We start from the raw sequence: 12787 nt of genomic DNA, 5'->3' as shown, positions 1-12787 counted from the left end.
AGTAGCGGGGGCGTCCCGCCCAGCGGGACCGAAGGGAAGAAGCGAGATGGCAGTGACCACCGAACTGATCAAGCAGCTCCGGGCCAGGACCGGCGCCGGCATGCTGGACGTCAAGAAGGCCCTCGAGGACGCGGCCGGCAACCTGGAGAAGGCCGCCGAGCTCCTGCGCGAGCGCGGCATCGCCAAGGCCGACAAGAAGGCGGACCGCGTCGCCAAGGAGGGCCTCGTCGGCTCGTACATCCACCACAACGGCAAGATCGCCGTGCTGGTCGAGGTGAACTGCGAGACCGACTTCGTGGCGCGCAACGACAAGTTCCAGGAGCTGGCGCGGAACCTCGCCATGCACGTCGCCATGGCCAGCCCGGCCTACACCCGGCGCGAGGACGTGCCGGAAGAGGTCGTCGCCGCCGAGAAGCACGCGCTGCTCCGCCAGGCCGCCGAGGAAGGCAAGCCCGCCAACGTGGCCGAGAAGATCGTCGAGGGCCGCCTCAACAAGTACTTCTCCGAGATCGTCCTGCTCGAGCAGGCCTACATCAAGGACGACAAGAAGACCGTCGACGCCGTGGTGAAGGAAGTCGCCGCCACCCTGGGAGAGAACGTCCAGGTCGGCCGCTTCGCGCGCATCGCGATCGGCGAGTAACAGCGTGCTGAAGCGCGTCCTGCTCAAACTCTCCGGCGAGTTCCTGAGCGGTCCGGGCGGGTTCGGGGTGTCGCCGGACGCGACTGCCGCCTTGGCGGACGAGGTCGCCGCGGCCAAGGGCCGCGGCGTCCAGATCGCCATCGTGGTCGGCGGCGGCAACTTCTGGCGCGGCTCCCAGCACGGCAAGCACATGGATCCCGCCACCGCCGACTACGTCGGCATGTTGGGCACCGTCATGAACGCCATCGCCCTGCAGGACGCCCTCGAACGCAAGGGGGTCGACACGCGCGTCCAGACCGCCATCACCATGCAGGAGGTGGCCGAGCCGTACATCAGGCGGCGCGCCCTGCGCCACCTCGAGAAGGGCCGCATCGTCATCTTCGGGGGCGGGACGGGCAACCCGTTCTTCACCACCGACACCACCGCCGCCCTGAGGGCCCTCGAGATCGACGCCGACATGGTCCTCATGGCCAAGAACAAGGTCGACGGCGTGTACGACGCGGACCCCAACACCACGCCCGGCGCCCGCCGCTACCGCTCGCTCTCCTACCTCGACGTGCTGAACGGCGGGCTGGCGGTCATGGACGCGACCGCCGTCAGCCTGTGCATGCAGCGCGGCCTGCCCGTCACGGTGTTCGACATCTTCAGGGCGGGCAACCTCGGCCGGCTCCTCGCGGGCGAGCGCGTCGGCACCTACATCGCCTCCGACGTCGCCACCGAGTTCGCCGACCGCACCGCCTGAAGGCGCGCGGCGACCCGCGCCGCCGCGACACCCGGCAACGTCTGCCGTCACGGCGCGCTCCGTGAGCCCCGCCGCGGGCCTCACGGGGCGCGGTACACTCGTCGGACAGGTCGCTTAGTGGCCCCGGAGGTGAAGGGCAGCATGAACAGCCATCTCAACGACGCACGCGAACGGATGCGGAAGAGCATCGACGCCTTCGAGTCCAACCTCGCCACGGTCCGCACGGGCCGCGCCAACCCGGCCGTGCTCGGGCGGGTGGTGGTCGAGTACTACGGCTCGCCAACGCCCCTCGCCCAGGTCGCCAACGTCTCGACACCCGACCCACGCACCCTGTTGATCACGCCGTTCGACAAGAGCGTGGCCAAGGGCATCGAGAAGGCGATCCTCGAGGCCGACCTGGGGTTCAACCCCAGCAACCAGGGCGACAGCATCTTCATCACGGTCCCGCCTCTCAACGACGAGCGGCGCCGCGAGCTCGTCAAGAGCGTCCACCAGCTGGCGGAGGAGGCGCGGGTGGCGGTGCGCAACATCCGCCGCGACGCGCTGGCCGACCTCCGCTCGGAACAGAAGGAGGGCGCGTTGAGCGAGGACGACCTGCGCCGCGCGGAGGCCGACGTGCAGAAGGTCACCGACGAGTTCATCACCAAGATCGACGCCAGGGTCAAGGCTAAGGAAACCGACATCCTAGCGGTGTGAGTCGCCCCGTGCCCGAAGCTGACGCCGTTCCCGGCGTCGCCGAGGAGGCGGGCGCGCGCAAGCACCTGCCGCGGGTCGTCTCGGCCCTGCTGGCCTTCCTCGTCACCCTGCTGGTGCTGTGGGTGGGCCTCCCCCTCCTCGCCCCCACCTACCTGATCCTCACCCTGGTGGCCATCCAGGAGTACACGGCGCTCATGAACCTGCGGGGCATCCCCATCCGCAAGCGGAGCCTGTGGGTGGCCGCCGTCCTGACGCTGCCGGCCTCGCTGCCGATCAGCTACCCCGGGATGCAGCCGCTCATCGCCGGCGTCAGCTGGCGGGAGGCGCTCATAGGGCTCTTCGCCCTCTACCTCGTGGCGCTCGAGCTCGCCAACCCGAACCGAAACTCGCTGCAGGCCGTGGTGTTCTCGTTCTTCGGCTACCTTTACATCCCGTGGCTGTTCGGGTTCGTCATCACGCTGCGCTACACCCCAGACGGCGTGCTGGGGCTCTGGTACCTCACCCTGCCCGCGCTCGCCGTCGTGGCCACGGACGTGGGGGCCTACACCTTCGGGACGCTGTTCGGCAAGCGCAAGCTGGCCCCCGCCATCAGTCCGAACAAGTCGGTCGAGGGCTCGGTCGGCGGCCTCGTGCTCGCCGCCGCGGTCGTGGGGGCGGCCCTCGTGTTCCTCGAGCACCGCACCGGCGTGCACGTCAACGTCTACGACGGTCTCCTCTTCAGCCTGCTCGTGTCGAGCGCCGCCCAACTGGGCGACCTGTTCGAATCGCTCATGAAGCGGTGGGCGGGCGTGAAGGACGCGGGCGTCTTCCTCCCGGGCCACGGCGGGGTGCTCGACCGCATCGACAGCGCGCTCGTGGCGTTCCCGATCACCTACTTCTTCGTCACGCTCGTCATCTTGCGCTAGGCGCGTCGGCCGGGCCGGGCGGACGTGCGGTAAAGTGGTGGCCGCCGTGCACCCGCGGCGAGGGTCAGCCTCGCCCGCCCGCACCGCCCGAGGAGCCCTGAGAAGCGTGGAAGCCGAACCGAAGCCGAGCGCGCCGGAGCCGTTCGCGGCCCGCGCCGTCGCCCCGAACTTCATCACGGACATCGTCGACCGCGACCTGGCCTCGGGTCGGGTCGCGAACGTCGTGACGCGCTTCCCGCCCGAACCGAACGGCTACCTGCACATCGGTCACGCCAAGGCCATCCAGCTCGACTTCGGCGTGGCGCGCGACTACGGCGGGGTGACGTTCCTCCGCTACGACGACACCAACCCCGTCACCGAGGACCCCGAGTACGTGGCCGCCATCGAGCGGGACGTGCGCTGGCTCGGCTACGAGTGGCACGCGGTGCGCCACGCCAGCGACTACTTCCCGGAGCTATACGACCACGCCGTGCGGCTCATCGAGGCCGGCGACGCCTACGTCGACAGCCTCGACGAGGAGCAGATCCGCGACTACCGCGGCACCGTGACGGAGGCGGGCCGCGACAGCCCGTTCCGCGGCCGCAGCGTCGCCGAGAACCTCGACCTGTTCGCGCGCATGCGCGACGGGGAGTTCGGCCCCGGCGAGCACGTGCTGCGCGCCAAGATCGACATGAGCGCCGCCAACATGAAGATGCGCGACCCCATCCTCTACCGCATCGTCGACGCGGCCCACTACCGTACGGGCAACGAGTGGCCCATCTACCCCATGTACGACTTCGCGCACCCGCTGTCCGACGCCATCGAGGGCGTGTCGCATAGCCTCTGCACGCTCGAGTTCGAGAACAACCGCGAGGTGTACGACTGGGTGCTCGACCGCCTGATCGAGGGCCCGCGCCCGCACCAGTACGAGTTCGCGCGGCTGGTGCTCGACTACACCGTCGTGAGCAAGCGCAAGCTCATCCGGCTCGTCCAGGCCGGCGTCGTCGACTCGTGGGACGACCCGCGCATGCCCACCATCTCGGCGCTGAGGCGCCGCGGAGTGCGGCCGGAGGCCATCCGGGAGTTCACGAACCGCGTGGGCGTGGCGCGCGCCAACAGCCGCACGGACCTGGCTCTGCTCGACTCGAGCATCCGCGACGACCTCAACGCCGTGGCGCCGCGCGTGATGGCCGTCCTCGACCCCCTCAAGGTGGTGCTCACCAACGTGCCCGCCGGCAGCGTCACCGAACTCGACGCACCGTACTGGCCACCCGACGTGCCCGGGACGGGCAGCAGGCGGGTGCCGCTAACCCGCGAGCTGTACGTCGAGCGCGACGACTTCGCCGCCGTGCCACCCCCGGGCTTCAAGCGGCTGGCTCCCGGCCGCGCGGTGCGGCTCAGGCACGGGCCCGTCATCCGCGTCGACGAGGCGGTGACCGGCGCCGACGGGGAGGTCACGGAGCTTAGGGCGCACATGTTCGCGCCCGGCGCGAGCGACGACCTCGCCGGGGTGAAGGTGTGGTCCGCCGTCCACTGGGTCTCCGCCGAGCGCGGCGTCCCGATGACGGCGCGGCTCTACGACCGGCTCTTCACCGTCCCGGACCCGGACGGCGCGGAGGGCGACTTCCTCGACCACGTGAACCCGCGGGCGCTGGAGGTGGTCGAGGGCTGGATCGAGCCGAGCGTCACGGCCGACCCGCCCGACCGGCGCTACCAGTTCGAGCGCCTCGGCTACTTCTGGCGCGACCCGGTCGACGGCCTGACGCCGGACGCCCCGGTCTTCAACCGCATCGTGCCGTTGAAGGACGCCCGGTCGAAGGCGGGTTCGCGATCGGGCGGCGGCCGCTCGGCGGTGGGTCGGGCCGCCGCCGTGCCCGCGCACTCGCAGGCGCCCGCGACCGAACAGGCCCCGGCGGTGGCGGCCGCGCCGGATGCCGCCCTCGACGCCGAGGCCCGGCGCCGCTTCGCGACGATGACCGCCCTGCAGGGGGTGGCCGAGCACGACGCCGCCATCCTCGCCACGCGCGCCGACCTGTTCGAGTTCTACGCCGGCGCGGTGGCGCACGGCGCGCGGCCGCAGGGCGCGGCCAACTGGGTCGTGAACGACGTGGCGCGCGCCCTCAAGGCGACGACCGAACCGCGGCTCACGGCCGTGGCGTTGGCGGAGCTCGTGAGGCTCGTGGACGACGGCACCATCACGGCGCGCTCCGGCCGCGAGCTGCTCGACGAGATCGTGGCGACGGGCGCGGACCCTGGCGCGCTGGTGGCCGAGCGCGGCCTGGCGCGGTTGGGCGACGACGAGTCGCTCCGCGCCGTGGTGGACGACGTGGTGGCACGCCACCCCGCGGAGCTGGAGGCGTACCGGGCCGGCAAGCTGGGCCTCGCGGGGTTCTTCGTCGGTCAGGTGATGCGAAGGACGAGCGGTCGCGCCGACCCGGGGGCCGTCAAGCGTCTCGTGGCCGAGCGGCTTGCCGGCTAGACGGATGGGGCGGCGTCAGCCGACCGGCAGGCCCGCCACGAACACGTCCTGCACGTGCAGGTTCTCGTCCAGCACCACAAGGTCGGCCAGCGCACCGACGCGCAGCTCGCCGCGGTCGTTCAACCCCAGGTACGCCGCGGGCACGCCCGACAGCGCCCGGCTGGCCGCGTGCAGCCCCACGCCGACCCTGACGGCGTTGCGTAGCGCCTGATCGAGCGTCAGGACGCTTCCCGCGAGGGTGCCGCTCTCGAGGCGCGCCGCGCCCCCGCGCACGATCACGCGCTGGCCCCCCAGCTCACTGACGCCCTCCCCCATGCCGCAGGCGCGGATGGCGTCCGTCACGAGGTGCAGCTTGCCCGGCTTGGCGGCGAGCGCCGCCTTGAAGCTCACGGGCGCCACGTGGTGCGTGTCGAAGATCAGTTCGGCGAAGGCGTCGCCGTCCGCGAGCGCGGCGCCGACGACGCCCGGTTCGCGGCCGGTCAGCTGCGTCATCGCGTTGAAGAGGTGCGTGAAGCCGACGACGCCCCCGTGGGCGCGCGCGGCGGTCGCCACCAGCTCGACCTCCTCGGCCGTGGCGTTGGAGTGCCCGAACGAGACCCGCACGCCCGCCGCGGCGAAGCGCGCCGCCGCCGCCGACGCCTGCTCGAGCTCGGGCGCGAGCGTCACCACGCGGATGATGCCGCTCGCGAGCGCCTCCTCGACGAGCCCGGGTTCCGGCGCCACCGCGTGCGGCGGCTGCGCCCCCAGCCGGTGCGGGTTGATGAACGGCCCCTCGAGGTGCGCGCCGGCCACGCGCGCCGCCCCGTCCTCGCGCCGGCCGGCGGCCACCGCCTTAACCCCTTCCAACGCGGCGAGGACGTCCGCCCACGGGTGGGTGATGGTGGTCGGAAGGAGGGTCGTCACGCCGTGGCGGGCGTGGAAGCGCGCGAGGGCCCGCACGCCGCCCTCGCCGTCCATGGTGTCCGCCCCTCCGCCGCCATGAACGTGCGTGTCCACGAACCCGGGCAGCACTATGGGCCCGCCGCCCGCTGCCACGTTCCCGGCGACCTCCACCCTTTCGATGCGTTCGCCGAAGTCGATGCTACCGGCCACCACCCCGTGCGGCAGCACGAGGGTGCCTCTTACCGTCGTCACCGTTCACCCCGTTCCGGCCGGCCGGTGCGCGCAACACGCTCGGCCCGGAGGACATTAGTCCTAGGTCGCATGTCCCTGGCGGCCGTCGCCCCCCGCCAAGATACTAGGCGATGAAAGGGGTTGAGGAGCATGGCACGTACCACCACCTATTACCCTGAACCGCAGATCAGCAAGTTCCTCTTCGCGTCCAAGTACATGGCGCCCTTCTGGACGGTAGTCCGCGTCTACCTCGGCTGGTTGTGGCTGCACGCCGGCTGGGACAAGGTGAACAACCCGGTGTGGGTCGGCGAGAAGGCCGGCACCGCCATCAAGGGCTTCCTCACCCGCGCCGTCAGTCTGTCACAGGGTGAGTCGCCGACCGTGACCGGTTGGTACGCCTGGATGATCGAGAACATCTTCCTGCCCATGGGCACCTTCCTGAGCTACGTCGTCGCCTTCGGCGAGCTCTTCGTCGGCATCGCGCTCATCGCCGGCTTCCTGACGGGCGCGGCCGCGTTCTTCGGCGGCCTCATGAACGTCGCCTTCCTCCTGGCGGGGACGCTCTCCACTAACCCGATGATGTTCATGCTGGCCACCTGGCTGGTGTTGGCCTGGCGCGTGGCGGGGTACTACGGCCTCGACTACTGGGTCCTACCGCTGCTCGGCGCTCCTCACGGCGACTTCGACGACACGAGCAAGGGGGCGGTCACGAAACCTGCACGCGCCTGATCAGGCGCCACCGTAGCGGAGAAAGCAGGGCGGGCCCGGCGATCGCCGGGCCCGCCCGCTTTGGTCGGTTACTACCGCCGGGCGCGAGCCAGGCGGTGCCAGGTGTCAGTAGCGCTCGCGGCGCCCCCCACCGCGGTCGTTGCCGCCGCGCCCGCGCGAGCCGCCGCGGTCGTTGCCGCCGCGCCCACGGTCCCGGTCGCCGGCTCCGCGCTCGCCGAAGTGGCGGTCGCCAGAGTTGCGGTCGCCAGGGTGGCGGTCGCCAGGGTGGCGGTCGCCAGAGTTGCGGTCGCCCGAACGGCGGTCACCGAAGGCTCGGTCGCCCCCGAACTGGTTGTCACGCCCGCCGCGGTCGCCACCTGGCCGCGGCGCAGCGGCGCTCGTCACGACAACGTTCTGAGCCTGCGGGCCCTTCTGGCCCGGCTCGACGTCGAACGAGACGACGTCACCCTCGTTGAGGGACCGGTAGCCCTCGCCGCGGATGGCCGAGAAGTGGACGAAAACGTCCGCCCCGCCGTCATCCTGTGCGATGAAGCCGTACCCCTTCTCGCCGCTGAACCACTTCACCTTGCCTGTAGCCATTTCCATCCCTACTGGCTCGCCCCCTGTAGGAGGTTCGAGCTCACAGTGACTATCGGGCACCGTCCAGCAACGGCTGGACGGCTCCCGGACCCGCCGGGGGCCCGGAGGGCACCATGGTCGGTCGAGTGAAGTGTAGGGCCTGGCGGACCCCACCGCAAGATGCTCCCGCGCACAGGCGTGCAACACTTGGAGCCTGAACGCCACTCGGAGGTGAACCATGCCCCCACGCGACACCGCACAGCCCCCGACCGCCACCCACGAACCCGATGGGACGGCCGGACTGCGCCCCCGTTTCGAGTGGCTGGAACGCGTCCTCGAGGGGAGCGCGCCACCCGGCGACGCGCCCGCCCCCCAGGCGAGCACCGCCGCCGAGCCCGGGGCGGGCGCCATGGCGGTGGTCGCTTACCCGCTCGACGCGGCCTCGGGCCCGCCGGACGCGGGCATCTCCTACCGGGCGCACGAGCCGTTCCCGGCGGCCAGCACCATAAAGGTGTTCGTACTGCAGGCGCTCCTCGAACTCGTGGCTGCCGGCACCGCGCGGCTGGACGACGAGCTGGAGGTGCGCGCCGCCGACATGGTGAGCGGCTCGGGTGTCCTGAAGGCGCTCACGCCGGGCCGGCGCCACACGCTCCGGGACCTGGCGACCCTGATGATCGCGGTGAGCGACAACACGGCCACGAACGTGCTCATCGAGTTCGTGGGGCTGGACCGGGTCAACGCGTCCATCCGCGCCCACGGCTGGTCGGGGACCGTCAGCGCGGGCAAGCTGCAGACGGGCGCGCCGACCGGCGCCGGCGCGCCGGCGCGCTCGACCACCACCGCCGCCGACCTGGCGGATCACTTCGCGCGCCTCTGGCGCGGTGAGCTGCTCCCGCCGACGCTCACGGTGGAGGCGCAAGCGATGTACCGGAAGCAGCAGTACTGCGAGCTGGGCCGCGCCATCGGTCATGACTCCTACCTGGCCTCGATCGGGGAGGGGCCGTGGCGCATCGCCTCGAAGAGCGGGTCCATCACGGGCGTGCGCAACGACGCCGGGGTGTTCGAGCCCCTGACCGCCACGGGCGCCCCGTTCGTGGTGGCCATCATGACGCGAGGGTGCGTGGACCCCCGCTTCCACGCGGAGAACCTTGGGGCGCGGGTGGTTGGGTGGGCGGCGGCGGCCGTTCTCGAGCGCCTGGCGCCCCCACCCACGGGCGACACGCGCCTCACGCCGTGATGGTGCGCTCGAGCTCGATGCGCACGAGCATCTCGTCGCCCATGGGCGCCACCCACCAGCGGCGAGCCGTGGCGTGGAACACCCCGACGTCGCTCCGTACCTCAAGGGCGTGCGCGGTGCCGCAAGCCTCGATCAGGTCGAGGAGGTCGGTGACCAGCACGGCCGTCTCCCACAGGAGGCCGTGCTCGGCGTCGGTCACGAAGACCCCGTGGCGGCCCGCGACCGTGGCGTGTGATGGTTGGGCGTTCATGGGCTCAGCATGGCGCCGCGCAGCAGCCGGCTGCCCGGCGACCTCGGCCCAGGCCTATGGCTCCTAGGCCGAGGCCCACCGCGGTTATCGTGACCGCGTGCGCGTGATCGGCTCCCTCAACGAATCGAAGCTACACGCCGACCTCAAGCGCCTGTCGGCGCCAGCGGGGAGCGAGTTCGAGGTGGGTGTCGGGGGGTACGTGGTGGACGCCGTGGCCGACGGGCTCCTCATCGAGGTCCAGACCCGCAACCTGGGCGCCATGCGGCGCAAGCTCGCGGCGCTGCTGCCCGAACACCGGGTGAGGTTGGTGCTCCCGGTCGCCGCCACGCGCTGGCTGGAGAAGCACCACCCCGACGGCCGCGTAGAGCGGCGCCGCTCCCCCAAGAGCGGCCGGGTCGAGCAGCTCTTCGCAGAGCTCGTGTCGGCCCCCGCCCTGCTCGAGCACCCGCACCTCGAGCTGGAGGTGGCGCTGGTCGAGGACGTCGAGTGCCGCCGACTGGTAGCGGGCAAGGCGTGGCGGCGCCGTGGCTGGGTGGTGACGGGCCGCCGCCTAGTGCGCGTCCTGGAGCGGCGCAGGTTCGGGGCACCCACCGACCTGCTCGCCCTCGTGCCCCCCGGCCTGCCTTCCGAGTTCACCACGGCCGACCTCGCCGCCTGCGCCCGCCTCCCGCGCCGCCTGGCTCAGCAGGCGGCCTACTGCCTGTTCGAGCTGCGGCTGGCCGAGCGCGTCGGTAGGGACGGCAACGCGCACCTATACCGCCTCGCGAGGCGGCCCACGCCCGGCTAGCCGGCGCGCGTGGGCGCGTGGGCGCCTACCAGGTAGGCGCGCCCGGCGCTCAGGCGCCGCTCGGCCGCCGCGCACGCCCGCAGCGTCACGGCCCGGGGCGCGCCAGGGCCGCCTCCAGCGCGGCCACCTCCGGTTCCACCACCTTGCCGTGCCGGAGGTACACGAGCCTGGCGCGCGGGCGCGCCCCGAGCGCCGCCGCGGTCGCCCCGAGGTAGTGGCCAAGCTGAAGGTGGTAGCGTTCGGGCCGGACGTGCCGGTCCGTCTTGTAGTCGTCCAGGAACCAGTCGTCGCCCACCCGGTAGAGCCTGTCGACGACTCCCTCCCAAACGGTGTCGCCGCGGCGCACGGCCAGCGGCAGCTCGGCGCGGTCGACGCTCCGCGCCTCGAGCGCCGGCAGCGCCGTGCCCACGAGCGCCCAGTAGCGCGCCAGCAGCTCCAGCACCTCCGCCACCAACTCGCCCCGTTGCGCCTCGTCGAAGGGGACGAGCACCTCCTGCGCGGCGAGGGTGGCCGCCACGCGCGGGTCGTCGACGCGCCAGCCCTGGCCGATGGCGAAATGCGCCAGCGTGCCCAACGCCCGGCCCCAACCGACGCGGCCCCGCGCCGCCTCGTCCTCGTCCGCGTAGCGCTCGGCCGGGTCGAGGGGCTCGTCCTCCGCGTCCCCCCCGCCCAGCCCGAGCCGCGCCAGGGCCGAGGGACTCACGACGGGCGGCAACCCCGTCGACGCCAGCCTGGCGTCGATCCAGGGCGCCGGCTCTAGCCCGGCTTCCTCCTCGTGGACTGCGGTCCGCGGTGTGGCGGGTGGAGCGTACGGAACCCGCTCGCAACCGACGCCGGGAAGCGCGTCGGCCCCCTCCAGCCCCAGGTCCAGGAGCGCCGCCAACCAGGGACCTGCCCCCGCCCGGTCGGCCTCGGGACCGGTTCCGGCCGCGCCGGGAGGTGCCCGCCGGCTGCCCGTCATGACCAGGGCGTCCCGGGCGCGGCTGACGGCCACGTAGAGGAGGCGGTAGGACTCCTGGTCGGCGCGCTGCCACGCCGCCGCCTGCGCGGTGGCGAAGCCAGGGGCACCCGCCAACCGCACGGCGCCGCTGCCGGGCTCGACCAGGAGCGGCGCCCCACGCCGCGAGCCCCAGGCGCCCACGTCGAAGAGGGCCACCAGCGGGAACTCGAGGCCCTTGGAGGCGTGCACGCTCAGCAGTCGCACGCCGGTGCCGCCCTGCGGCACGTCGCCGGCCTCGGCCTGCTCCGCCAGGAGGTCGAGGCGTTGCAGGAACAGTGCCAGGTCGCGGGGCGCCTCGGCCGCAACGTCGAAGAGGAGGGCGTCGACGTTGGCGCGACCCCGCCGCCTGAGGGAGTCCTGGAAGCGGTGGTCGCCGACCGGGTAGCGGAGGATGCCCTCGACCGCCTCCAGGGGGGTGGCTCGCGCGAGCTCCGCCAGCCGCTCCATGCGCTCGGCCAGCGCCGGGAAGCCGGCGCGGATGGCCCCCAACCGCTCCTCGGGGGCCGTGCGGGCCAGCGCCTCGATCTCGGGGAGGGTGAGCCCGGCGAGGGGGCTACGCAGGAACGGCAGCAGGCTGGCGCCCAGCGGGTCGACCCCGACCGCGAGCGCGTGCTTCACGTCGCGGATCTCGCTGCGCTCGTAGTAGCCCCGTGCCTGCACCACGAAGGCCGGCACGCCCTTGACCTGCAGGGCGCCCAGCACGCGCGTGAGCGCGGCGTGGCTGCGCGCGAGCACCGCCATGTCGTCCCACGGCACGCCCAGGTCGTGGTGCGCCAGCAGTCGCTCCGCCAGCACCTCGGCCTCGCGGCCCCGGAGCGCGTCGAGGGGCTCCCCGCCCTCCACCACGACGAGCTCCACGCTGCCGGCCACCGCCGCCTGCGCCCCCGCGGCCGTGACGGGCGGCGCCTCGTCCACCACGAAGCCGAGGCCCTTCTCGGCCAGGCGGCCGGTGAGTCGGTTGAGGAAGCCGACGAGGGCCCGGGCGTGGCGCCGGCTCTCGGTCAGGGGCGGCTGCAGCTCGCCGCTGAGCGCCGCTCCGTCGAGGGCGCGCCGGAAGACGGTAACGTCGGCGTTGCGGAAGCCGTAGATCGACTGCTTCGGGTCGCCGACCAGCTCGAGCGCCACCCCGGCGGCGGCGAGCTGCTCGAAGAAGGCGCCCTGCAGGGGGTTCACGTCCTGGTACTCGTCGACGAGCACGCGCGGGAACCGCTTCGCGAGACGCTCGCGCGCCCGGGCCGAGCCGAGCATCCGGAAGGCGCGCCGCTCGACCTCGCCGGGAGCCAGGCTGGCGCCGCCAAGGCGTCGGTCGTAGGCGGCGAGCGCGGCGCGGTAGAGAGCCCGGAGCGCCGCCTCCTCCGTCGTGGCGCCGAAGGTCAGCCTCGGCGCCAGCGAGCGGGCGGCGAACAGCGCCGCCAGGCGCGGCGCGGCCGACTCGCCAAGGCGCGCGCTGGCCGCGCGGAGCGGGTGGTCAGGGGCGGCAGCCAGCAGGAGCAGGCCCTTGACCTCCTCCTCGAAGATGGCGGCCGCCTCCCACTCGCCGAGCAGCGTGAAGCCCGGGTCGAGCCCGAGCGCGGGGGCGTTGAGGCGCAGCGCCGCGATCATGAAGCCGTGGATGGTACTGAGCACGGCGCCGCCGAGTTCGTCCCTGGCGCGCTCGAACCGAGCGCGCTCG

General features: G+C 72.8%; 12 protein-coding genes. 8 read left to right on the top strand and 4 right to left on the bottom strand.

Annotated features, from left to right (window positions below; genetic code table 11):
- Positions 1–46: 46 nt before the first annotated feature.
- The 5 genes from tsf to H3C53_01375 all read left to right on the top strand — a co-directional run bounded on the left by tsf (position 47) and on the right by H3C53_01375 (position 5441).
- The gene (gene tsf, locus H3C53_01395; GenBank protein MBW7915333.1) at positions 47–640 is read left to right on the top strand and encodes a translation elongation factor Ts; all 594 of its coding nucleotides are present in this window, start codon (positions 47–49) and stop codon (positions 638–640) included.
- A gap of 4 nt (positions 641–644) precedes the next feature.
- Positions 645–1382: a UMP kinase gene (locus H3C53_01390; GenBank protein ID MBW7915332.1), complete on the top strand. Its 738-nt coding sequence runs from the start codon at positions 645–647 to the stop codon at positions 1380–1382.
- A 141-nt stretch (positions 1383–1523) separates the two neighbouring features.
- On the top strand, positions 1524–2078 hold the full coding sequence (gene frr, locus H3C53_01385; protein ID MBW7915331.1) for a ribosome recycling factor: 555 nt from the start codon (positions 1524–1526) through the stop codon (positions 2076–2078).
- An 8-nt stretch (positions 2079–2086) separates the two neighbouring features.
- Positions 2087–2983: a phosphatidate cytidylyltransferase gene (locus tag H3C53_01380; GenBank protein ID MBW7915330.1), complete on the top strand. Its 897-nt coding sequence runs from the start codon at positions 2087–2089 to the stop codon at positions 2981–2983.
- Positions 2984–3089: 106 nt separating this feature from the next.
- Positions 3090–5441, top strand: a complete 2352-nt coding sequence (locus H3C53_01375; protein MBW7915329.1) for a glutamine--tRNA ligase/YqeY domain fusion protein — start codon at positions 3090–3092, stop codon at positions 5439–5441.
- Between the two features lie 15 nt (positions 5442–5456).
- On the opposite strand, the gene nagA is transcribed toward H3C53_01375, so the two are convergent.
- Positions 5457–6575: an N-acetylglucosamine-6-phosphate deacetylase gene (nagA, locus tag H3C53_01370; protein ID MBW7915328.1), complete on the bottom strand. Its 1119-nt coding sequence runs from the start codon at positions 6573–6575 to the stop codon at positions 5457–5459.
- Between the two features lie 129 nt (positions 6576–6704).
- Here nagA and H3C53_01365 point away from each other — a divergent pair, with 129 nt between their 5' ends.
- Entirely contained in the window at positions 6705–7283 is a 579-nt protein-coding gene (locus tag H3C53_01365) for a DoxX family protein (protein ID MBW7915327.1), read from the top strand.
- A 105-nt stretch (positions 7284–7388) separates the two neighbouring features.
- On the opposite strand, the gene H3C53_01360 is transcribed toward H3C53_01365, so the two are convergent.
- Positions 7389–7862: a cold shock domain-containing protein gene (locus tag H3C53_01360; protein ID MBW7915326.1), complete on the bottom strand. Its 474-nt coding sequence runs from the start codon at positions 7860–7862 to the stop codon at positions 7389–7391.
- A 217-nt stretch (positions 7863–8079) separates the two neighbouring features.
- On the opposite strand from H3C53_01360, the gene H3C53_01355 reads away from it, so the two are divergent.
- Positions 8080–9078: a serine hydrolase gene (locus tag H3C53_01355; protein ID MBW7915325.1), complete on the top strand. Its 999-nt coding sequence runs from the start codon at positions 8080–8082 to the stop codon at positions 9076–9078.
- Here the strand turns inward: H3C53_01355 and H3C53_01350 are convergent.
- The gene (locus H3C53_01350; GenBank protein ID MBW7915324.1) at positions 9068–9328 is read right to left on the bottom strand and encodes a hypothetical protein; all 261 of its coding nucleotides are present in this window, start codon (positions 9326–9328) and stop codon (positions 9068–9070) included. The genes H3C53_01355 and H3C53_01350 overlap by 11 nt on opposite strands.
- Positions 9329–9425: 97 nt before the next feature.
- On the opposite strand from H3C53_01350, the gene H3C53_01345 reads away from it, so the two are divergent.
- Complete coding sequence (locus H3C53_01345; GenBank protein MBW7915323.1) at positions 9426–10115, top strand: hypothetical protein; 690 nt, start codon at positions 9426–9428, stop codon at positions 10113–10115.
- 85 nt (positions 10116–10200) lie between these two features.
- Here the strand turns inward: H3C53_01345 and H3C53_01340 are convergent, their stop codons facing one another.
- Positions 10201–12741, bottom strand: coding sequence for a UvrD-helicase domain-containing protein (locus H3C53_01340; GenBank protein ID MBW7915322.1), 2541 nt, complete (start codon positions 12739–12741; stop codon positions 10201–10203).
- Positions 12742–12787: the final 46 nt, after the last annotated feature.

It is taken from the genome of Trueperaceae bacterium (genome assembly GCA_019454765.1).
In the GTDB taxonomy this organism is placed as follows: Bacteria; Deinococcota; Deinococci; order Deinococcales; family Trueperaceae; genus JAAYYF01.
This window is presented reverse-complemented; position numbering and strand designations above follow the sequence as displayed.